The 21947-nt window shown below is 38.3% G+C and carries 25 protein-coding genes and 1 tRNA gene; 15 read left to right on the forward strand and 11 right to left on the reverse strand.

Features of this window, described 5'->3' with window-relative positions; translation table 11 throughout:
* Positions 1–452 precede the first annotated feature (452 nt).
* The 5 genes from I6852_RS03265 to I6852_RS03285 all read right to left on the reverse strand — a co-directional run bounded on the left by I6852_RS03265 (position 453) and on the right by I6852_RS03285 (position 5157).
* Complete coding sequence (locus tag I6852_RS03265) at positions 453–1208, reverse strand: HugZ family heme oxygenase (protein ID WP_001900197.1); 756 nt, start codon at positions 1206–1208, stop codon at positions 453–455.
* Between the two features lie 60 nt (positions 1209–1268).
* A complete protein-coding gene (argS, locus tag I6852_RS03270) occupies positions 1269–2894 on the reverse strand; it encodes an arginine--tRNA ligase (protein ID WP_197291440.1) in 1626 nt (541 codons plus the stop codon).
* A 2-nt stretch (positions 2895–2896) separates the two neighbouring features.
* Positions 2897–3136 (reverse strand): twin-arginine translocase TatA/TatE family subunit, encoded by a 240-nt coding sequence (gene tatA / locus I6852_RS03275; protein WP_000508588.1) that lies wholly within the window; start codon positions 3134–3136, stop codon positions 2897–2899.
* Positions 3137–3206: 70 nt separating this feature from the next.
* A complete protein-coding gene (gmk, locus tag I6852_RS03280; RefSeq protein ID WP_001058032.1) occupies positions 3207–3827 on the reverse strand; it encodes a guanylate kinase in 621 nt (206 codons plus the stop codon).
* Positions 3820–5157, reverse strand: a complete 1338-nt coding sequence (locus I6852_RS03285) for a putative sodium/potassium/calcium exchanger (protein ID WP_197291439.1) — start codon at positions 5155–5157, stop codon at positions 3820–3822. Before I6852_RS03285 ends, gmk begins: the two co-directional genes overlap by 8 nt.
* A gap of 146 nt (positions 5158–5303) precedes the next feature.
* Here I6852_RS03285 and I6852_RS03290 point away from each other — a divergent pair, with 146 nt between their 5' ends.
* A complete protein-coding gene (locus tag I6852_RS03290) occupies positions 5304–5846 on the forward strand; it encodes a phospholipase D-like domain-containing protein (RefSeq protein ID WP_000932481.1) in 543 nt (180 codons plus the stop codon).
* Positions 5847–5853: 7 nt separating this feature from the next.
* Here I6852_RS03290 and I6852_RS03295 read toward each other — a convergent pair whose 3' ends face one another.
* Positions 5854–6591 carry an outer membrane protein gene (locus I6852_RS03295; protein WP_197291438.1) on the reverse strand — a complete coding sequence of 246 codons (738 nt, stop codon included), beginning with the start codon at positions 6589–6591 and terminating at the stop codon, positions 5854–5856.
* A 131-nt stretch (positions 6592–6722) separates the two neighbouring features.
* Between I6852_RS03295 and flgH the strand changes: the two genes are divergently transcribed.
* From flgH to pseH, 4 genes are read left to right on the forward strand one after another with little or no spacing between them, the layout of a single operon-like run.
* Positions 6723–7436, forward strand: coding sequence for a flagellar basal body L-ring protein FlgH (flgH, locus tag I6852_RS03300; protein WP_000709991.1), 714 nt, complete (start codon positions 6723–6725; stop codon positions 7434–7436).
* A 17-nt stretch (positions 7437–7453) separates the two neighbouring features.
* Positions 7454–8143, forward strand: coding sequence for a pseudaminic acid cytidylyltransferase (gene pseF, locus I6852_RS08110; RefSeq protein ID WP_197291437.1), 690 nt, complete (start codon positions 7454–7456; stop codon positions 8141–8143).
* Entirely contained in the window at positions 8134–9006 is an 873-nt protein-coding gene (locus tag I6852_RS08115; protein ID WP_231630920.1) for a CMP-N-acetylneuraminic acid synthetase, read from the forward strand. Before pseF ends, I6852_RS08115 begins: the two co-directional genes overlap by 10 nt.
* Positions 9003–9545, forward strand: coding sequence for a UDP-4-amino-4,6-dideoxy-N-acetyl-beta-L-altrosamine N-acetyltransferase (gene pseH / locus I6852_RS03315; RefSeq protein ID WP_197291436.1), 543 nt, complete (start codon positions 9003–9005; stop codon positions 9543–9545). Before I6852_RS08115 ends, pseH begins: the two co-directional genes overlap by 4 nt.
* Here pseH and I6852_RS03320 read toward each other — a convergent pair.
* Positions 9478–10416, reverse strand: coding sequence for a tetraacyldisaccharide 4'-kinase (locus I6852_RS03320; protein ID WP_197291435.1), 939 nt, complete (start codon positions 10414–10416; stop codon positions 9478–9480). The genes pseH and I6852_RS03320 overlap by 68 nt on opposite strands.
* Entirely contained in the window at positions 10413–11195 is a 783-nt protein-coding gene (locus I6852_RS03325; protein WP_079363588.1) for an NAD+ synthase, read from the reverse strand. Before I6852_RS03325 ends, I6852_RS03320 begins: the two co-directional genes overlap by 4 nt.
* Positions 11196–11279: 84 nt before the next feature.
* Here I6852_RS03325 and I6852_RS03330 point away from each other — a divergent pair.
* The 9 genes from I6852_RS03330 to I6852_RS03370 all read left to right on the forward strand — a co-directional run bounded on the left by I6852_RS03330 (position 11280) and on the right by I6852_RS03370 (position 16850).
* Positions 11280–11356 (forward strand) — tRNA-Arg (locus tag I6852_RS03330).
* Between the two features lie 87 nt (positions 11357–11443).
* Complete coding sequence (ilvC, locus tag I6852_RS03335) at positions 11444–12436, forward strand: ketol-acid reductoisomerase (RefSeq protein WP_197291434.1); 993 nt, start codon at positions 11444–11446, stop codon at positions 12434–12436.
* 24 nt (positions 12437–12460) lie between these two features.
* Complete coding sequence (gene minD, locus I6852_RS03340; protein WP_120854664.1) at positions 12461–13267, forward strand: septum site-determining protein MinD; 807 nt, start codon at positions 12461–12463, stop codon at positions 13265–13267.
* Positions 13264–13497, forward strand: a complete 234-nt coding sequence (minE, locus tag I6852_RS03345; protein WP_000051418.1) for a cell division topological specificity factor MinE — start codon at positions 13264–13266, stop codon at positions 13495–13497. The genes minD and minE overlap by 4 nt, the downstream gene beginning before the upstream one ends.
* 6 nt (positions 13498–13503) lie before the next feature.
* Positions 13504–14304 carry a DNA-processing protein DprA gene (gene dprA, locus I6852_RS03350; protein ID WP_197291433.1) on the forward strand — a complete coding sequence of 267 codons (801 nt, stop codon included), beginning with the start codon at positions 13504–13506 and terminating at the stop codon, positions 14302–14304.
* A complete protein-coding gene (ruvX, locus tag I6852_RS03355; protein WP_197291432.1) occupies positions 14301–14705 on the forward strand; it encodes a Holliday junction resolvase RuvX in 405 nt (134 codons plus the stop codon). The genes dprA and ruvX overlap by 4 nt, the downstream gene beginning before the upstream one ends.
* Positions 14706–14987: 282 nt before the next feature.
* On the forward strand, positions 14988–15839 hold the full coding sequence (locus tag I6852_RS03360) for a tetratricopeptide repeat protein (protein ID WP_197291431.1): 852 nt from the start codon (positions 14988–14990) through the stop codon (positions 15837–15839).
* Positions 15840–15967: 128 nt separating this feature from the next.
* Positions 15968–16306, forward strand: a complete 339-nt coding sequence (locus tag I6852_RS03365; protein ID WP_000699885.1) for a hypothetical protein — start codon at positions 15968–15970, stop codon at positions 16304–16306.
* The gene (locus I6852_RS03370; RefSeq protein ID WP_079363053.1) at positions 16290–16850 is read left to right on the forward strand and encodes a hypothetical protein; all 561 of its coding nucleotides are present in this window, start codon (positions 16290–16292) and stop codon (positions 16848–16850) included. The genes I6852_RS03365 and I6852_RS03370 overlap by 17 nt, the downstream gene beginning before the upstream one ends.
* Positions 16851–16952: 102 nt before the next feature.
* Here the strand turns inward: I6852_RS03370 and I6852_RS03375 are convergent, their stop codons facing one another.
* Genes I6852_RS03375 through pyrG form a run of 3 tightly spaced genes read right to left on the reverse strand, consistent with a single transcriptional unit; the run spans position 16953 to position 21009 of the window.
* The gene (locus I6852_RS03375; RefSeq protein WP_197291430.1) at positions 16953–17834 is read right to left on the reverse strand and encodes an RluA family pseudouridine synthase; all 882 of its coding nucleotides are present in this window, start codon (positions 17832–17834) and stop codon (positions 16953–16955) included.
* On the reverse strand, positions 17834–19384 hold the full coding sequence (recJ, locus tag I6852_RS03380) for a single-stranded-DNA-specific exonuclease RecJ (protein ID WP_197291429.1): 1551 nt from the start codon (positions 19382–19384) through the stop codon (positions 17834–17836). The genes I6852_RS03375 and recJ overlap by 1 nt, the downstream gene beginning before the upstream one ends.
* 8 nt (positions 19385–19392) lie before the next feature.
* Positions 19393–21009: a glutamine hydrolyzing CTP synthase gene (gene pyrG, locus I6852_RS03385; RefSeq protein ID WP_000373201.1), complete on the reverse strand. Its 1617-nt coding sequence runs from the start codon at positions 21007–21009 to the stop codon at positions 19393–19395.
* A 262-nt stretch (positions 21010–21271) separates the two neighbouring features.
* Here pyrG and I6852_RS03390 point away from each other — a divergent pair, with 262 nt between their 5' ends.
* Positions 21272–21940: a phosphatase PAP2 family protein gene (locus I6852_RS03390; protein ID WP_197291428.1), complete on the forward strand. Its 669-nt coding sequence runs from the start codon at positions 21272–21274 to the stop codon at positions 21938–21940.
* Positions 21941–21947: the final 7 nt, after the last annotated feature.

Here is a 21947-nt window from a genome sequence, read left to right on the forward strand (position 1 = left end):
CTTTGGTGTTTTTCACCATTTGAGCGGCTTCACCGATTTGATAGCCCGCACTCATGTAAAAGCCGTCGTCTTCAGCGCTCAAAGTGGAAACTAAAAGCGAGCCTAAAGTTAATGAAAGGATGTGTTTTTTCATGTTTTTTCTCCTTTTTGGATTAAATTGGATTTTAACATTAGGGATTTCATACATTAGAACGCATTTGCATTGGAATGTATTTGCATTGGAATGTATTTGGGGTATTATAGCATAAAGCGTTTTTTTTTTTTTTTGTCATTTGGGGAAAATTTTGTGATTTTTTTGCTTTTGGCGCTTTTTGTGGTGCTTTTTGTTTGGTGTTAGCCTAATAAAAAGGCTTTTAGCATTTTTTAAGATTAAATAGTAAAGAACTTGATTTTGCCATAACCTCTTTAAAAAGCGATCTTTTGGGGCGTTTGCCCCTTATGAGTGAGAAAGCTTATTTTTTGTGAGCGAAATTGTGTGGGTTGCCTTTATCCCCAACATAAGCGATTTTGTCGCCTAAAATATCATAAGCCTGACCAAAGCCTTTCACAAAACGCCCTTCTTTGAAATCCAATGCGATCAAATGGAAATCTTGCATGGCACGAATGGTTTTAATGCCCCCAGCGCCGCCGGTTTTTTCAATGAAAGAATCAAACGCTTTGTCAAACTCTGCCCCTCTTTCAATGAAACGAGCGTTGGTTTTATAACGCAAGCGTTTCCTCAAAATGGCTGATTTAGCCTTGCTTTCATCTTCTAAAAACATCACTTCCACATTATGGGGGTTGTTTTTAAGGCCGGCAAAATGCTCAGCCACTTCGCTCACATAAATGTAGTATTGTTTGCCATCTGTCATTAAAGGCGCATAAGAGCATACCACATGCCCATTAGGGTGTAAGGTCGCTAAACAAACAGAATCAAAGCTTCCTTTAAAGGCTTTAACTTCTTCTTCCACGCCTTTTAAATCATGGGTTTTTTCCACGCTTTGGCACAATTCAATGATGGCGTTTTTGTAGTCTTTAGGATCTTTAACTTCGTGGTTAAATTCAATCCTTAAGGTTTGGTTGTTGTTATAGCCAATCACAATGCCTTGAGAATCCACGCTTTTAAAGGCGACATTTTCAGCGTGATGGACTTGCCCGAATTTTTTCAACAAACCTTTCATGTCTTCTACATGGTGAGCGTTCATGTGTTCTATAATACGATTAAGCAAAATATTCTCCTTAGTTTCAAAAAATAAGGGGAATGTTATAACAAAAAATTAAATATTAGCTTAATCTTTAGCGGAAATTTTGGTTTTGATTTCTATGCCTAAAAGTTTGAAAGCGTTAGTCAAACTCAAACTCACCATTAAACAAATTTTTAAAAGCTCTTTCGCTTTAGGGGTGTCTAAGATTTTTCCAGCGTTATAGAAGCGGTGGAATTCTGAAGCGAGGGTTTTTGCGTATTCGCACATTTTTTGCAAGCCGTATTCTTCAAAAGAGGATTCAACCGCTTTAGGTAAGCTTAAAGCGCTAAAAAGCAGGTATTTTTCTTCGGCGTTTAAATTTTTTAAAGGGGTTTGCAAGATCTCTTCTTTAGAGAAAGGCGATTTTTCTAACATGGTGTGGATGCGCGAATTAGCGTAATGGATATAGTAAATAGGGTTTGAGCTGTCCTGCTTTTTTAAAGTATTGACATCAAATTCTAAATGGGTGTCAAGCCGTTTGCTTAAAAAAATAAATCTCAAAGCGTCCTTACCCACATCATCAACCACATCTTTAATCAAAATAAAATTACCCGCTCTTTTACTCATCTTGTAAGGTTCGTTATCTTTGAGCAAGCGCACCATTTGAGCGAGTAAGACTTCAAGCTTGTTGGAATCATAACCCAAAAACTCAAGGCTGGCTTTCACTCTAGCGATATAGCCGTGGTGGTCTGCCCCCCAAATGTTGATATATTTGGTGTAATTTTGCTTAAATTTTTCATCATGATAGACAATATCACCGGCTAAATAAGTGCAACTTTTATCTTCTTTAATGAGCACCCGATCGCTTTCATCTCGGTAGAGTGAAGATTTGAGCCAGATTTTAGAATCCTTTTCATAAAGGGCGTTCGCTTTTTCTAATCGTTCAAACACCGCATCTTTACGTTTAAAAATTTCTCTTTCGCTCGCATAGGAATCAAAATGAATGCCTAAAGCGTCTAAATTATCTTTAATTTCTAAAAGCATTAAATCCTTAGCATAGCCGCTTAAAATTTCAATAATCGTTTCTTCGTTTTCTTTAAAAAGGCTTGGCTCTAAATCGTTGTGAGCCTTTTTAGCGATTTCAATGATGTATTCGCCTTTGTAAAAGACTTCTGGGTAAGTTACGCTTTCTTTTAAAACATGCTCTCTGTAAGCGAGCCACACAGAAAGCCCTAACAAGCGGATTTGAGATCCCATGTCATTGACATAATATTCGCACAAAACTTCATGCCCTAAAAAGCGAGCGATTTTAGCCAAACTATCGCCAAACACCGCTCCTCTAGCATGCCCTATGTGTAAAGGCCCTGTGGGGTTAGCGCTCACGAATTCTAAAAAGATTTTTTGAGAACGCTCGCTTTTAATTTGAGAGCCAAATTGTTCTTTTAATTCTAAAGCCTTTTGGGTGAAACGCTCTAAAAGATCTAAAGAAAGCGTGAAATTGATATAGCCCTTACAAGCCACTACGCTGTCAAAAAACCCTTGAGTTTTTTCGTGTGTGCTGATTTTAAGGGCTAACTCTTCAGCGATAGCTAAGGGCGATTTTTTAAAAACTTTGGCGAGATTGAAAGCAATGGGCGTAGCGTAATGCCCATGCTCTCTGTCTTTAGGGTATTCAATAATGACTTCTTCTTCTAAAATCTCTTCTAAAACGCCCTTAATGAGAGTGTGCATGCTTAACTTTCTTGTTTGCTTTTAATCTCGCTACTCTCATGCACTTTGGTTTGCGTTGCTTGAGCGTCTAGGGTTTTTGGCTCGTTTTTAGCTTCTTCTTCATCGTCTTTCACGGCTTTTTTGAAATTCTTAATCCCACTGCCTAAACCTTTAGCCAACTCTGGGATCTTTTTAGCCCCAAATAACAACACAATCACTAATAAAACAATGACCCAATGCCATATACTTGTGAATCCGCCCATATTTTACTCCTTAAACTATTGGTTGGTTTTTATTTGAATTATAGCTTTTTTAAAAAATAATTGATAGGTTTTATAAGGATTCGTTTTTCCAAGCCTTACAGATTTTTTCAAAATTAAACGCTTTTAAGCGATAGACTAAAGTTTTTGCGATGCTTAAGATGATTTCTTTGGATTTTTCTAAATCTTCATTGATGATGAGGTAATCAAAGCTCTCCAAGCACTGCATTTCTTTATAAGCGTTGATCAAGCGTTTTTCTATCGTTTCTTTAGAATCCGTCCCCCTTAAAAGCAAGCGCTCTTTTAAAATTTCTTGGTTTTTGGTGCTAATAAACACTGAGCATGCATTAGGGTAATGCTTTTTAAGAATTTCATGCCCTTGCACATCAATATCAAAAATGACGATTTTGCCCTCTTTTAAGGCTTTTTCTACAGGGATTTTAGAAGTGCCATAATAGTGGTTATGCACGATCGCCCATTCTAAAAACTGCCCTTTTTCTATGCCTTGCTTGAATTCTTCTTCGCTGACAAAATTGTAATGCAAGCCATCAACTTCGCCCTCTCTGGGTTTTCTCGTGGTGGTGGAAAGGGAAAAATGGGTTTTTGGGATTTTTTCTTGCAAATACTTTGTAAGGGTGCTTTTACCCGCTCCGCTAGGGCCTGAAAGGATGAGTAAATTAAAATCGTTATTCATTAGGTTTTTTATCCTCTAAAGTGATTTTAATGCTTAAGGTTTTGTTTTCTAAAAGGCTTTTTAAGGACTCTTGATTCAGGCTTTTTAATAAATCCTGCAAATTCAAGCGCAATTCTAGGGGGCTGGAAGTTTTATCGCTTTCTTCTTTTTCTTGCGGGAATTCTGTGGCGTTTTCATTCTTGGAGATTTCTGTAACACTCTCTTTAGGGGTTTCTGTGTCGTTCTCATTATTAGGAGTTTTTGCAACGGCTTCATTCAAAAAGGGCAATTCTTCCCCCATCGCTTTAGCCATCACCGGCTCAGGAATGTCTTCAATATTTTCGTAATGGTCTTCTTGGGTTTTGGGCGTTTCTTTTTCTTGCACTTGGGTTTTTTCGGTAACAACTTCTTGGGTTTCTTGGGTTTCTTTTTCTTGTGATTGGGGGATTTCTACATCTTGCGGTGTTTCTGTATCTTCTTGTTTTTCTTTTTCTTGGGGCGTTTCTGCGATTTCTTGTTTTTCTAACTCGTGTGCTTGGGTTTCTTGGAGAGCTTCTGCGCTTTCTTGCGTTTCTTTTTTATCCTCTTGGTCGTTAGAGTTTTCTTGGATTTCTTTGACTAATTCTTGCATGGCCTCTAATTCTTGCGCACTTGGGGAATCTTGCGTTTCTTCTTTCATCTCTTCCTTAACTTCTTCTTGCGTTTCTTCTTTAGGAATTTCTAATTCTTCTTGCGTTTCCAACTCTTTAGAAACTTCTTCATCTTTAGGGGTTTCACCCTCTTGCGTTTCATCGTCTTTAGGCTTTTCTTCTTTTTGGGGCGTTTCTTTAATCTCTTCTTTTTCTTCTTGCACATCTAAAGTGGGGAGTAGTTGCTCTTCATTGTTAGGCTCTTCTTTGGCGAGGGCTTCTAAATCGCCTAAATTTTCTAACTCGTCCCAATTGGTTTCTAAAATTTCTTGAGTTGGGTCTAAATTCTGGCTAGGTTCTAGCTCGCTTGCGTTAGAACCAAGCTTTTTTTGAAGGACTTTCAACATTTCAGTGGGTAAAAAAGGTTTTTTGATTTTCATCTCAAAGCCCTCTAAAAAGGGCTGCGCTTCATTGCCTTTTTTATACATGCACACGCTGTTTTTATTTTGAGAGATGATTTCTTTTAATTCTAACCAATCCACTTGGTCTAGTTTTTCCAAACATTCATCATCGGCTATCAAAAGCCATTCTGGATCTTTTTTAAGGCGTGCGGATAACTCTTGATAGTGGTTAAAATTTTCTATAGATAATTCTAATTTCTTAGAGACACTCTCAAGCAGTTTTGTGATCATGGGGTTTTGGTTGAATAGAATCGTTTTCATTTTAGGGACTCCTTATTTGATAAGAAACGCTTCTTTAAGCCTATCAATTTTCATCGCTTTTTTTAAATTTTTTATTATAATCAAAAATACAATCAAAAATCCACTGGGTTGGTTATTTTTATCGCATTATTGATAAGGATCATTTGATGTTAAACAAGTTTAAAAAAATCGTTGGCGTGGGTGTGTTAGTGGGCTGTTTAGGGGTTTTGCAAGCTAAAAACAGCTTATTTGTCTTACCTTATGAGCAAAAAGACGCTCTCAATTCTTTAGTTTCTGGCATTAGTAACGCTAGAGAGAGCGTGAAAATCGCTATCTATAGTTTCACGCACAGAGATATTGCAAGAGCCATTAAAAGCGTAGCGAGTAGGGGGATTAAGGTGCAAATCATTTATGATTATGAAAGCAATCATAATAACAAGCAATCCACTATTGGCTATTTAGACAAATACCCTAACACGAAAGTGTGCTTATTGAAAGGGCTTAAGGCTAAAAACGGGAATTATTACGGCATCATGCACCAAAAAGTAGCGATCATTGATGATAAGATCGTGTTTTTAGGCTCAGCGAATTGGAGCAAAAACGCTTTTGAAAACAATTACGAAGTGCTTCTAAAAACCGATGACACAGAGACGATCCTCAAAGCCAAGAGCTATTATCAAAAGATGTTAGGGAGTTGCGTTGGGTTTTAAAAGCCCTTTAGAAGTGGTAATTATACCCCACATAAAAGGCAAAGACCCTACGCATTTGAACCTTGAGTGCATCAGTAGTGTAGTATTTGTTATTAATGGTGGGGAATTTAAACCCGATTTCAAATTCATGTTCATCTACAAATAAAGCCTTGAGGCCAAAGTTAAAGAGGAATTGAAAAGAGGTGTTATCAACCGCACTGCTGTTAGTGATGCCTAACAATTCCTGCCCTTTACTGCCAATATACCAGCTATTCCCCGCAATCGCAATCCCCCCAAAAACGCCAATATCCACGCTAATGTCATCTTGATAGAAACTCCCTTGAAAGAAATTCCACATCGCATCCACGCCCACGCCATAAGTGATCATGTTATTGCCGCCATAATAGCCTTTAGGGTATCTCATGCCATAGCCTTGCCAGTCTAAAAAAGCAAAATAGCGCAGGCCCAAGATTTTATCCGGATGGAAAAAGTGGTTATAGCCCATGACTAAGCCAATCCCATTAGATCCCATGTTGGTGAGCTTTTTAACGCTATTAATGCTAGTCATTACATTGGTGTAACCGGTTTGATAGTTAGTCACTTCTCTAACTTCATGGATATTAGTCATTAAATTGATAGAACCTGTTTGGTAATTGACTCCCATATACAAATTTTTTGTCCAAGAAGGTGCTGCGCTTTCTTCTTTAGCTACTAAGGCGTGTGTTAGCAAGCTTACACCAACTAACATTTTTAACAAGGTTCTCAATTTTATCTCCTGCATAGTAAGTTTCATTATAAAGATCTAAATTTTACAACAACTTACTCAAAATTAAGCATTTATTCTTTATAAGAGAGTATAATCTAGGGCTTAAAATAACTCAAAAGTAAGGCTAGTGGATGAAAAAAGCGCTTTATTTAGGGGCTGTTGCGTTTAGCGTTGCATTCAGCATGGCATCAGCCAATGAGCCAAAAATTGATTTTAACCCTCCTAATTATGTAGAAGAAACCCCCTCTAAAGAATTTATCCCTGAATTGAACAAGTTGGGGAGTTTGTTTGGGCAGGGCGAGCGCCCTTTATTTGCGGACAGGAGGGCGATGAAGCCTAACGATTTGATCACAATCATTGTCTCTGAAAAAGCGAGCGCGAATTATTCCAGCTCTAAAGATTATAAAAGCGCTTCAGGGGGTAATTCCACGCCCCCAAGACTCACTTATAACGGGCTAGATGAAAGAAAGAAACAAGAAGCGCAGTATTTAGATGATAAGAATAATTACAATTTCACCAAATCCAGCAATAACACGAATTTTAAAGGCGGCGGCTCGCAAAAAAAGAGCGAAGATTTAGAAATCGTGTTGAGCGCTCGCATCATTAAGGTGCTAGAAAACGGGAATTATTTCATCTATGGGAATAAGGAAGTGCTAGTGGATGGGGAAAAGCAAATCCTTAAGGTGAGTGGGGTGATCCGCCCTTATGATATTGAAAGGAATAACACCATCCAATCCAAGTTTTTGGCTGATGCTAAGATTGAATACACGAATTTAGGGCATTTGAGCGATTCCAATAAAAAGAAATTCGCTGCTGATGCGATGGAAACCCAAATGCCTTATTAAAAAGAGCAAAGCCTAGCATGAGAGCGATCGCTATTGTTTTAGCCAGAAGTTCTAGTAAAAGGATCAAGAATAAAAATATGATTGATTTTTTCAATAAACCCATGCTCGCTTACCCTATTGAAACAGCACTAAATTCCAAGCTCTTTGAAAAGGTGTTTATCTCTAGCGATAGCATGGAGTATGTTCATATAGCTAAAAATTATGGGGCGAGTTTTTTGAGTTTACGCCCTAAAGTTTTAGCGGACGACAGAGCCACGACTTTAGAAGTGATGGCTTATCACATGAAAGAATTGGGGTTAAAAGATGAAGATATTGCGTGTTGTTTGTATGGCGCTTCAGCGCTTTTACAAGAAAAGCATTTGAAAAACGCTTTTGAAACTTTAAAACAAAATCAAAATACGGATTATGTTTTCACATGCTCTCCCTTTAGCGCTTCGCCCTATCGTTCTTTTAGCCTTGAAAACGGCGTTCAAATGGCTTTTAAAGAGCATTCAAACACGCGTACGCAAGATTTAAAAACGCTCTATCATGACGCAGGGTTGCTTTATATGGGGAAGGCTCAAGCCTTTAAAGAAATGCGGCCTATTTTTAGCCCAAATTCTATCGCTTTAGAATTATCGCCCTTAGAAGTCCAAGATATTGACACTTTAGAAGATTTAGAATTAGCCAAGCTCAAATACAGCCGTTTGAAAAACGCATGCCAGTAAAAATTTTGTGCGATTCGTTTTCAACAAGCGGTTTAGGGCATGTGAGGCGTTGTGAAAAAATCCTTTCTTTTATAGAAAAATTAGGGGTTGAAGCGAGCCTTTATTTACACAAGCAAAATAATATAAGCGCTTTTTTAGAGGGCGTTGGCAATGATGATTTTTTGATTGCAGACAGCTATTGTTTAAATTCAAAAGATTTTTACCTTTTAAAAGAAAAAGCCAAAAGCCTTATGGTCATAGAAGATAAAGAGCATGCTAAGGGGTTTTACCCTAAAAACACTAAGATCATGAATTTCACGCTGAACGCTTTAAAACACTACCATCATTTATCAAAAGATTATCAGTATTATTTGGGGGTGGGGTTTTACCCTGTTGATGCTCGTTTTATTTATGAGCGCCCTATCAATACAGCAAACAAAGAAGTGCTGATCACTCTAGGGGGGAGCGAGCAAAAAACGCTCAAAGAGATAGTCAAAATTTTAGAAAATAAGAATGTGAATTTGCATATCATTTCACCTTATACTCCTAAAAATCCTCCCAAAAACACGCATTATTACAGCCCTTTAAACCCTTTGGAGTTCAGTTCTTTGATGAAATTTTGCACTTGCACTATTAGCGCTTCTGGTCAAACCCTCTATGAATTGGCCCTTTCTCAAACGCCTTCTCTTATCCTTCCTATCGCTTCTAATCAAATCATTCAAAGCCAAGAATTTGAAAGCTTGGGTATTTTCAAACAAACGAGTTTAAAAACTTTAGCGAAAGATTTTGAAAAATTACAAATTCAAAAAAACCAATCCTGGGCAAAAAACCTGGCCTTTGGGAGTGAGCTAGAAGGCGCATTAAGGGAGTTTTTAGAAATTTGAAGAAAAATTATTCTTATGGAAATATCCAAGCGATTGATTTTACTAATTTAAACGATGAAGAAAAATTGCTGGTTTTAGAGTTTCGTAACCACCCAAACACTGCCTTATGGATGTATAGCGCTTTTATTTCTTTAAAAACGCATTTGCAATTCATAGAAGATTTAAAAAACTCACCCAACCACCGCTATTTTTTGTTTAAAGAAGAGGGCGTTTATTTAGGGGTTGGCTCTATCACTAAAATCAATTTTTTTCATAAGCATGGGTATTTGGGGATTTATAAAAACCCTTTTTTGAAAAATAAGGGAGAAACGATTTTAAAAGCTTTAGAATGCATCGCTTTTGAAGAGTTCCAATTGCATTCTTTGCACTTAGAAGTGATGGAAAATAATTTTAAAGCGATCGCTTTTTATGAAAAAAACCATTATGAGTTAGAGGGGCGTTTGAAAGGATTTATCTCTAAAGATAAGGAGTTTATAGACGTTCTTTTGTATTACAAGGATAAGAAAGGATATAACGATCAATCTCCTCTAAAACTTTAGGGCAAATTTCTAGTTTTAAATTTAATACGCTTAAGGGCAAGTTGCAATCTTGTAATTTGACGAGATCTTTTGAAGTGACCAATAAGGAAGCGGCGTTATTTTGATAAAACTCTTTTTCTAAAAGCTTCAAATCAAAAAGGGCATGGTCTCTAAAATACAATTTTTTAACCACTTCTTTGGGTAAAAACGCATCAAGCCTGCTAGGATTAGCGATAGCCGTTACTAAAAGCATGCACTTGGTGGGGTGGGCGATAGAGGTGATCCTTTTATAATCCTTATCTTCTGTAACGACTAAATGGGCTTCTTTGTAGCTTTTAATATTTTCTCTATACAACCCGCTAGGCAAACAAAAAGGGTAGTAGGGGGGGACTTTAGGCTTTAAAAGCAAATTGAATTGGTTGAAATTAAACCTAAAACCATCGTCTAAAAACACGATCTTTGCCCCTAATTCAAGGGCTTTTAAAACGCCTAGCTCTCTTTTTTCGCTCACAATCACGCTCGCTTGTTTTAAATTTAAGGCTAAAAGATAGGCTTCATCGCCCGCTGTTTTTTGAGGAACTAAAATGTTTCCTTTAACGCTCACCACCACTAAACCTTTAGAATCCCGTTGATACCCTCTAGAAACAACCGCCACTTCTTGGTATCTTGGAGCGATTTCTAAAATAAAGGGCGTTTTACCGCTTCCCCCGGCGATCAAATTACCTATGCTGACAATGGGGATTTTAAAATCATGCCTTCTAGCGGTTTTTCGTTTAATTGTGGCAATAAATTGATAGATTAAAGAAAAAGGATAGAGCGCGAAAATCAACCCCTTTTGCAGGAGAGTTGGGTCATAAAAATAGCGCTCTAAAAAGGGTTTATCGCTTTTCATTCAGGGTTAAATCGTTTGGCGATGGTGGGTAATTCCAATTTAAAAGCATTTTTTTGGATACGGCTTGTGATGTTTTTTACTAAAATTTCATCATAGCCTAATTGAGTGAGCGCTTCTGCATCAATGGGCTTGTTTTTGAACAACGCTTCAATATCCTTCAATAAAGGATCGATCACGCTATAAGGATAGCCCAAATCTTTTTCATCGCTTTGCCCCACAAATAAATCCGCGCTAGGGGGCTTATTTAAAATCTTTTTAGGGATATTTAAACGGCGAGCGAGTTCATAAACTTCGGTTTTAAATAATTCCCCAATCGGGTTAATCGCACACGCCAAATCCCCAAATAAAGTGCCATAGCCTAGCATCCTTTCGCTTTTATTGCTCGTGCCAATGACTAAAGAATCGCTTTTTAAAGAATAGTCGTATAAAAAAGCCATGCGCAATCTTGCGCAAAAATTCCCCTTTCTAGTAAGGCTTGCATCTTTAAAATGAGAGCCAAAAATTTTATCATAGGGAGCGATAGAATATTCTGTATAAGGGATAGAAAACGTTTCGCACAAAGTTAAAGCGTCTGTTTTACTTTCTGGCATAGAGACTGAAGAGGGCATTAAAAGGGCATGGGCGTTTTCTTTAAAAACCTTTTGGCACAGCACCCCAACGACCGCGCTATCTAGCCCTCCGCTCAGCCCGTAAACGACTTTTTCAAAGCCTTTTTTTTGCACTTCTTTTTCTAAAAAATCGCATAAATAAACGATGAGTTTTTGGTAATCTTTTTGCATGCCTTAAATTATAATAGAAAAAACGCATCGTTTAAGTGAAAAATTAGCTTTTCTTGCTATAATCATCGTTTCACTTCTTTAAAAGTGCTCGTAGCTCAGCTGAATAGAGCAACAGGTTGCGGTCCTGTAGGTCGGGGGTTTGAATCCCTCCGAGCACACCATTTCTTAACATTCTGCATGTTTTTAAACATTATCGCTCCCATTATGGTAAAATAAATACTTGCTTAAACACGCTAGGAGATTTGATTTTGGCATTACCCGTTTATTATGATAAAGACATTGATTTAGGCGTTATCCAATCCTTACAAGTGGGCGTTATTGGCTATGGCGCGCAAGGAGAAGCTCAAGCGCTCAATTTGAGGGACTCTAAAGTGAAGGTGCGTATTGGCTTGTATCAAGGGAGTTTGAGCGTTTCAAAAGCAAAAAAAGAGGGCTTTGAGGTGTTAGAAGTCAAAGAGCTAGTCCAACAATCTGATGTGATCATGGCACTTCTTCCGGACGAATTGCATAAGGAAGTGTTAGAAAAAGAAGTGATCCCTTTTTTAAAAGAGGGGCAAATTATAGGCTTTGCTCATGGTTTTAGCGTGCATTTCAATCAAGTTGTTATTCCAAAAGGCGTGGGCGCGATTTTAGTCGCGCCAAAAGGGCCAGGGAGCGCTTTAAGAGAAGAATACCTTAAAAATAAGGGCTTATACCATTTAATCGCCATAGAGCAAGAAAGTTCAAAAAATAACGCTAAAGCGGTGGCTTTAAGCTACGCCAAAGCGATGGGTGGGGGGAGAATGGGGGTTTTAGAAACGAGCTTTAAAGAAGAATGCGAGAGCGATTTATTCGGCGAGCAAGCGGTTTTGTGTGGGGGGTTAGAAGCGATCGTAAGAATGGGGTTTGAAACTTTACTCAAAGCAGGATACCCTGAAGAATTAGCCTATTTTGAATGCGTGCATGAAGTGAAATTGGTGGCGGATTTATTGCATTATAAGGGGGTAGAGGGCTTAAGGAAGCACATTTCTAACACCGCTGAATTTGGGGCGATTAAAGCTAGAGAGCCTATGGGAAATCTGTTAGAAAAACGCATGCAAAAAATCTTAAAAAAGATTCAAAACGGCGCATTCGCTAAAGATTTTTTACTGGAAAAGAGCTTGAATTACCCCAGGTTAAACACAGAAAGGAAAGCCCTTAAAGAGACTAAAATAGAACAAATTGGGGAAATTTTACGCGCCCCATTCAATCATAAAAAATAAATCATTAAAATAAAAGGAATAAATATGGCAATAGTAGTTACTATCACTTCAGGTAAGGGGGGCGTGGGTAAAAGCACCACGACGGCTAATTTAGCGATTGGCTTGGCTGAGAGCGGTAAAAAAGTCGTAGCGGTTGATTTTGACATAGGCCTTAGGAACTTGGATATGATTTTAGGCCTAGAAAATCGCATTGTTTATGATGTGGTGGATGTGATGGAAAAAAATTGCAACCTTTCGCAGGCTTTAATTGCAGATAAAAAGACGAAAAACCTTTCTTTTTTAGCGGCTTCACAAAGCAAGGATAAAAATATTTTAGATAAGGAAAAAGTAGCGATTTTAATCAACGCTTTAAGGGCGGATTTTGACTATATTTTGATTGACTCACCGGCTGGGATTGAAAGCGGTTTTGAGCATGCGATTTTGCATGCGGACATGGCGTTAGTGGTGGTAACGCCTGAAGTGAGTTCCTTAAGAGATAGCGACAGAGTGGTTGGCATTATTGACGCAAAGTCTAATCGGGCCAAAAGGGGCGAAGAAGTGCATAAGCATTTGATAATCAATCGCTTAAAACCTGAATTAGTGGCAAATGGAGAGATGATTCCTATAGAAGAAGTGCTTAAGATCTTGTGCCTGCCTTTAATTGGGATCATTCCTGAAGATCACCATATTATTTCAGCGACCAATAAGGGCGAGCCGGTGATTCGCACGGACTGCGAGAGCGCGAAGGCTTACCAACGCATCACCAGACGGATTTTAGGCGAAGAAGTGGAATACGTGGAATTTAAGGCTAAAAGAGGCTTTTTTAGCGCGTTAAAAGGGATATTTTCATGAGTTTGTTTGATTTTTTTAAAAACAAAGGGAGCGCGGCTACTGCAACCGATAGATTAAAATTGATTCTAGCCAAAGAGCGCACCTTAAATTTACCCTACATGGAAGAGATGCGTAAAGAAATCATTGCTGTTATTCAAAAATACACTAAATCTTCAGACATCCATTTCAAAACCCTTGATACAAACCAGAGCGTGGAAACGATTGAAGTAGAGATCATACTGCCCAAATAGTTTAAAATGAAAAGTAATTTCCAATACAGCACGCTAGAGAATATCCCTAAAGCCTTTGACATTCTCAAAGACCCCCCTAAAAAGCTCTATTGTGTGGGCGATACCAAGCTTTTAGATGCGCCTTTAAAAGTGGCGATCATAGGCACAAGAAGACCCACCCCTTACAGCAAGCAACACACGATCACTCTAGCTAGAGAGCTTGCTAAAAATGGCGCGGTTATTGTGAGCGGGGGAGCGTTAGGCGTGGATATTATCGCTCAAGAAAACGCCTTGCCAAAAACCATCATGCTTTCGCCTTGCAGTTTGGATTTGATTTATCCTACGAATAACCATAAAGTGATCCAAGAAATCGCGCAAAACGGCTTGATTTTAAGCGAATATGAAAAGGATTTCATGCCCGTTAAAGGCTCTTTTTTAGCGAGAAACCGCCTGGTGATCGCTTTAAGCGATGCGGTGATTATCCCCCAAGCGGATTTAAAAAGCGGCTCTATGAGCAGCGCGAGATTAGCCCAGAAATACCAAAAACCCTTGTTTGTTTTACCCCAACGCTTGAATGAGAGCGACGGCACTAATGAGCTTTTAGAAAAAGGGCAGGCTCAAGGGATATTTAATATTCAAAATTTTATAAACACCCTTTTAAAAGACTACCATTTAAAAGAAATGCCTGAAATGAAAGATGAATTTTTAGAATATTGCGCTAAAAACCCTAGCTATGAAGAGGCGTATCTCAAATTTGGGGATAAGCTTTTAGAATACGAGCTGTTAGGTAAGATCAAGCGCATCAATCACATTGTGGTGTTAGCATGATTTTAGCGTGCGATGTGGGGCTAAAACGCATTGGCATCGCTGTACTTTTAAACGGCGTTGTCTTGCCCTTAGAAGCGATTTTACGCCACAACAGGAATCAGGCCTCTAGGGATTTGAGCGATTTATTGAGAGAAAAAAACATTCAAGTGCTAGTGGTGGGCAAGCCCAATGAAAGCTATGCGGATACGAACGCCAGCATTGAGCATTTCATCAAGCTTGTAGATTTTAAGGGCGAAATCGTTTTTATTAATGAAGACAGATCCAGCATAGAAGCTTATGAAAATTTAGAGCATTTGGGTAGGAAAAATAAGCGGATCGCTATCAAAGACGGCCGGTTAGACTCTTTGAGCGCTTGCAGGATCTTAGAGCGCTATTGCCAACAGGTTTTAAAAAATCATTAGGGATAAAGTTCTAATATAAAAAATGCTCAAAGGTATTTTTTACAAGTGCTCTTTTTGGATTAGGGGGGATTAAACGCAAAATATTCCTATCTCCTTATGATTTTTATTGTAAAACAAAACAACTAAAACCCCATTTGTGAAATTAAAAGGTTTTAGTCATCAATATTTGATTATAATAAAGTCTGAATTTTTTAATAAAAGGGAGAGCATCATGTTAGGGAATTTCAAAAAAGCGATTTTTAGGGCTTTATGCTTGTGTTGTGTGTTGATTGGGGGGGGTTAATGGCAGAGCTAAACCCTGAAGAGCTTTTTGATCAGGGCAAAGAGATTCTTGATTTTGCCGTGAGTGGTGGGGGTGGTGCATTTAGAGGAGATAGTCTTGAGGCTAAGAAATATTATATTCAAGCTAAGGAATACTTTGAAAAAGCTTGTAATTTAAACTATGCTAAGGGGTGTGTTAGTCTAGGGGGTCTATATGATGGTGAAAATCTGGTAATAGGAGAAGATCCTAGGTTAAAAGAGCGTTTGAAAAAAGCCATTCAATACTACTCTAAAGCGTGTGATTTAAAAGATGGTGAAGGGTGTTTTAATTTAGGGTATATATATGAACTAAATGGGTATGGAGTAGTAAAAAAGGATTTGAAAAAAGCCGCTCAATACTACTCTAAAGCGTGTGAATTAGATTGTGATGGAGGGTGTGTAATATTTTTAGCAAGAGAAGATGGAAAACTAGCGAACAAACAAGAAGTTTTCTCTAAAGCTTGTGAATTAAATAGTGGTAGTGGGTGTTTTTTGTTAGGGGGATTATATCATGATAGGGAAGACTTAAAAAAAGCCATTCAATACTACTCTAAAGCTTGTGGATTAAATAATCAACATGGGTGTTTAATACTAGGAGCTATGCAATATATTGGCAAGGGTGTAGTCAAAAATGAAAAACAAGCGATGGAAAAATTTGAAAAAGCTTGCAAACTAGGAAAGCAAGAAGCATGCGAGATGGTTACTTATAAAGGGCTTTGCGAATTAGGACATAAAGAAGCATGCGAGATATTTAGCCTTGAAGTGCTTTGCGAATCATCAGATCAAAAGGCATGCGGTATGTCCTATGACAAGAAAAAAGCCTTAAGTTTTTAAGGGGGTTAAGGTATCGCCAAAATGCCCCTTATTCTTTTAAGAAAATATTTTTACTAGAGAGTTTTAATCTTTTTTTGGTATTCTTTTAGGGGTCATTAGTCTCAAAAACTCTTTAAAAACGGATAACCATGAAAATTATGCATCAAGTCAAGGATTTTTTAGATTTTTGCAAACAAACGATCCATAAAAATTCTAATGAAGCGTTTCAAAAAACCAAACGAGCGCTTTTTAAAGAAAAATCTCAAAAAATCAGGGAGCAAGCGGTTAAAATCGTAGAAAAACGCTTGATAAAAGAGAACATGCAACTGAGCGATTTTAATGAAGAAGAATTAAAAATCATGTTTGAAGCTGAAGAAAAAAGGTTGTTAGAACAAATCCACGCTAAAGAATTGAAAGAAAAACAAGAAAAAACCACCAAGCATTTTAAAGAAGTTTGGGAAAAGGGCGAAAATGAGCAAGAAAAATAGCGTAATTTCTGGTTTAATGAATTTTTTTAGCGAAAAGAATGAACGCTGGCTGTTAGCCCACAGGCACACGAGAGGGTTTGTGATAGTGGCGTGGCTTTTTAGGTTTAAAAGCATTGTATTTTCTATTTTGATCACTCTGTTGGTTATTTTAGTGGATATTTGGGTTTATAGCGATGTGCGCCAGTTTTTATTGGACACTTCTAGCTCTTTTATTTGGCTTTTAATCGCTTTACTAATCAAGTGGGGCGTGATTGTCATAAGCGCGCGCAAATGCTACCAATTCAGCCAAAAAATGTTTGCGCTCATTCAAAGAAAAAGGCAAATCAGAGAGAATTTAAAAAACCGCTCCAACTACAAAGACACCAAAAATGCGGAAAAACTCTCTAGCATCGCCGAAGAAATCATTTCAAAAAAACAAGAAGAGTCCCGCCATAAAGAAGATTCTAATAGCGAAAACCATAAAGACAAGCTTTCTAGTATTACCGAAGAAATGATTCTTAAAAAACAAGAGGAATTGAAAACTAGAAAGGATAAGGGGGATTAAAAAAGGCGTATAGAAAACCTTAATCAAAAAAACCCCCCAAAAAGAAAATAGTCAATAAAATAATCAATAAAATAATCAGGGGATAATCAATAAAAAAGGGGGTCAATCTTTTAAAAAGGGCATGAAGCGTTCGGGCATGGGGGAAGCGATTTGATAGATCGCCCCTTTAAATTCAAATTCTAAACTAGCGGCATGGAGCATGAGGGTTGGGGCGTTATTTTCACGCTTCAATTGAAGGTATTCTCTGGCGTTTTCATCTGCCACCCCATAAAGCCCCTCGCCCACGATCCTGTGATCCACGCTGCTTAAATGCAAGCGGATCTGGTGCGTGCGCCCGGTGAGTGGGGTTATTTTAAGCAAGCTTATATCCAAAAAAGGGTTGTAGCTTAAAGGCTCAACAAGGGTAATTGAAGGCTTGCCTAAAGGAGAAATTTGAGATCGAATGCGCAAATCTTTTTGAATGTTTTGTGGCGTTAGAATGGGTTTGTCTATGATGATACTTTTATCCACCAACCCATGCGCTAGCGCTAAATAAGTTTTTTTCACTTTTTTTTGCATGAAAAGCGCTTTTAAATCTTTGGTGCTTTGTAAGGTTTTACCCGCTAAAACTAACCCGCTCGTTTCATAGTCCAATCTGTGGGCTGGGTGGGCGTTTTTACCCAAATGCGATTGGATACAATCTAATAAGCTTTCATGGTAAAAATAGCCTTTAGGGTGGGTATAGACTTGAGCGGGTTTGTCAAACACGCCAAAATCCTTAGTCTCAAAAACAAGCTTTTCTTGTTTTTCATTAGGCTTGAAATAAATCAAACGAACGACCCCTTGAATGATTTGAGATTTACGCACGGCTTGTTGGTTTTGTTTTAAGCGTTGCTTGTCAAGGTGCCGTTGGGCTTCTTTTAGAGAGCATTTTAAAACATCGCGCACCAAAAACAAGGCTTTGGTGGGTTTTAAAATTTCAAATTCTTCTTCAACAAAAGGCACTACAACAAACTTTTAACAAACATTTTAGGCTCATTAGAACACTCATCTAATTCCACGCTAAAAAGCACGCTCACCTTTTCACCCGCTTTCAAAAACCGATCAGCGTTAAAATAAATAGCCTCTTTGACGCATTCTTTATCCTTAAAACGCAAAATCTGGTGGCTTTCTTTAATGATTTTTTCTTCTATGACTTCTAAATTTCTTGCTTGGAATAGGGGTTCAAGGTTTTCTTGCCCATAAGGTTCGCCCGCTTCTATAATCTCTAAAAGCTCTCTGTCAATGTCTTTTAATTTGAGCGTTAAAGGGGGTTCTTTTTCACAAAAAGGCAAGACTTTAAAATCAAAATTTTCTAAAGTTTCAAAGAGCGAGACGATATTGTTTTTTCCAACGCTCAACCCGCACGCTTGCCTATGCCCTCCATAGCCGAGTAATAAAGAAGAAACCCCATTCAAAGCGTCAATCAAATCAATATTTGGAGAACTGCGTCCGCTCCCTTTATACACCCCTTCTTTAAAGGTAAAAACCAGGCTTGGCTTTTGGGTGGCTTCCACTAATTTTGAAGCCACGATCCCAAGCACACCCTCATGCCAATTATCCTTAAAAGCGACGATAATTTTTTCTCCAACCATCGCATGCTTAAAGGCTTCTTCAAAAACCTGCTGTTGGATCATTTTACGCTTCATATTGCATGCTTTCAAGCGTTCATACAAAGAATAACCATCTTGAAAATTATTCGTGCTTAAAAAATCTAAAGCCATTTTAGCGTCTTGCATGCGCCCTGCGGAATTGATTAAAGGGGCGATATTAAAAGAAATATCGCTCGCTTTTAAAGAGCGTTTTCTAAAAACTTCTCTTTGGCGTAAAAACCCCATCGCCCCTAAGGATTCTTTTTGCAAAAAATACAAGGCTTTAGAAACTAAAAAGCGGTTAAAAAAAGTCAAAGGCATCATATCAGCAATAGTCGCCACGCCCGCTAAGCACAATAACTCACTAGAATGGCTTTTTTCTTTTCCTAGAAGCTGGTGGATACCATAGCACAAATAAAACGCTACCAACGCCCCGCACACTTCCTTTTGGATAAAATCACAATCCGGTCGCTTGGGGTTGATCACCGCATAAGCGTCTGGGACTTCATCATTATTTAAGCAATGGTGATCGGTGATGATTAGGGTGTAGTTTTTTTCTTTACAAAATCGTGCGGCTTCAAAAGCGTTAATCCCGTTATCCACCGTGATGATCAAAGGGGCGTGGTGTTTTTCTAAAAATTTTTTAGAAATCCCATAGCCATCAATGAAGCGATTAGGGATTGCAACGCGAACATGCCTATAATTTAAACTTTCAAAAAATTTTGCCATGATAGTAGAGCTAATCACGCCGTCAGCGTCATAATCGCCCACCACTAAAATTTCTGTGTTTGCGTGCATGGCTTCTATGATTTTGAGCGCGGCTTTTTTCAAGTCTTTGAATAAAAAGGGGCTAGGAAACCCTTTTTCATTATAAGCGATAGAAGCCATGCGCTCTTTGATTTGAGCTTTAAGCTTTTGTTTCATTTGTTAGATTAGGATTTAGAAAGAGCGCTCTTAATGAAATCCAAAATAATAGGGTTAGGGCTTTGCAACCTAGAGGTAAATTCCGGGTGGAATTGCACCCCCACAAAGAACGGGTGATCTTCTAATTCAATCGCTTCAATCAAATGATTCGCTCCAAAACCCACCACTTTCAAGCCCTTATTTTCCCACTCTTGGCGGTATTTGGGGTTGATTTCATAACGATGGCGGTGTCTTTCTTTAATGCTAGGCTTTTTATAAGCTTTTTCTAACAAGCTATTAGGCATGATTTCGCATTCGTATTCGCCTAATCGCATGGTGCCACCCAATGGCGAATTATAGGTGCGCACCTGTTTTTGGTGGTTTTGATCCATAAAATCTTCAATCAAATACACCACAGGGTATTCGCAGCGTTGGTTAAATTCCGTAGAGTTAGCCCCCTTTAAGCCTAAAACATTGCGGCAAAACTCCACGATCGCTAATTGCATGCCCAAACAAATCCCTAAAAAGGGGAGTTTTTCTAGCCTAGCCCTTTGAATGGCGCAAATTTTGCCCTCAATCCCCCTTTCTCCAAAGCCCCCAGGCACTAAAATCGCATCAACGCCCTCTAAATCCGTCTTTTCATTAAAATTCTCGCTATCCAGCCATTCAATATTGACTTGCACATCCAAATGCGCACCCGCATGGATTAAGGCTTCAATCAAGGATTTATAAGATTCTTTTAAGCTTAAATACTTGCCAACAAAACCAATTTTGACCTTGTGTTTAGGAGCGATAATCTTTTCTACTAGAGTGTTCCAAGCCGCCATTTTGGGGTGCAATTTATTCAAGTTAAAGCGTCTGGCAATGGGGGTTAAAATGCCTTCTTGCAAGAAAAGAATGGGGCAAGCGTAAATGCTTTTAGTGTCTGTGGCCACAATCACGCTGTCTTGCTCCACATCGCAACTCAAAGCGATTTTCTTTTTCAATTCTTTATCCAAAGGCTTAGGCGATCGCGCCAAAATGATTTGAGGGGTTACGCCAAGGCGCCGTAATTCCTGGACGGAGTGTTGCGTGGGTTTGGTTTTTAATTCGTTAGTGGTTTGGATATAGGGGATCAAGGTTACATGCACATTGATGACTTTTTCATTCCCTAATTCCAATTTAAGCTGGCGGATCGCTTCCAAATAAAACATGCCCTCCATATCGCCCACAGTGCCACCCACTTCCACGATTAAAAAATCCAACCCCTTAGCCGCGCTTTTAATGCGCCTTTTGATTTCATCGGTTACATGGGGGACGATTTGAATGGTTTTGCCTAAATATTCCCCTTTCCTTTCGTTTTCTATCACGCTTGAAAAAATCTGCCCGGTGGTGAAATTATTCAACCTCGTTAAATTCCTGTTCAAAAAGCGTTCATAATGCCCGATGTCTAAATCCGTTTCAGCGCCATCGCTTGTTACAAACACTTCCCCATGCTCTAAAGGGCTCATGGTGCCTGGATCAATATTAATATAAGGATCGATCTTCAAAATAGAAACCTGGTAATTGCAATGCTGTAAAAGCGTAGCGATTGAAGAAGATGAAATCCCTTTCCCTAGAGAGCTTAACACGCCCCCTGTAACGAATATAAATTTGGCTCTATCCATAAGTTATTGCGTTCCTTTGATTTTTACTTCTTAAAATTGTAGTCTAAAAAGGGTTAAAAAGCTTTAAAAGAGGGCAAAAATTAAAGCGATTTCAAAAAAAAAAAAAAACAATTTCAGTTTCTTATTAGTTAGGTTTGATTAAAATAAAAAGCTTTTATGTATGCGTTTAAACTTCATTGTCTTAAAACTTTTAAGAGCAACTTTAAAGTTCGTTGGCGTATAATATCAAGTTTGAATGAACTAACTAAAAGGGTTTTAAATAATGGCTGAAAATTCTTTCAAAAATGTTACCATCCAATCCAAACCATTTTTTTTGTCGCAAGTTAAAACCCTTTTTCTTTTAGGGGGCGTTTTTAGCACGTTTTTCATCCTTATGGTTGGCTTGGTTTTTTTTGATTACGCTAATTCAATGGACAATGCCATTTTTAATCTTGCGCGTTCAACCCCCTTTAATTCCAGCCCTATTTTAACGCTAATCCTTCAAAATATCGCCCGTTTAGGCTCTTCTCAATTCGTGTTGCCTTTGAGTTTGTTAGTGGGGGTGTTTTTAAGCCTTTATCGCAGAAATTTAGCACTTGGGGTGTGGTTTGTGCTAAGCGTGATCCTATTTGAAGCCCTTTTAGAATCCTTAAAACACCTTTTGGCGCATTCCATCCAGTGGTTTTCGCACAGCGCTAATTTCCCTAACACTACTGCACTTTCTTTAGCGCTATTTTATGGGTTGCTTGTTTTATTGATACCCCATTTGATCACGCATCAAACGCTTAAAAACATTCTTTCTTATAGCTTATTTGGTTTGATTCTTTTAATAGGGTTAGCGCTGATTGTTTTAGGGGTGTCTTTTAGCAGTGTTTTAGGAGGGTTTTGTTTAGGAGCGTTAGGGGCTTGTTTTTCCATAGGGATTTATTTGAGCGTGTTTCAAAAGATCTAAGCGAACG

The organism is Helicobacter pylori, assembly GCF_015904775.1.
Lineage (GTDB): Bacteria > Campylobacterota > Campylobacteria > Campylobacterales > Helicobacteraceae > Helicobacter > Helicobacter pylori_DM.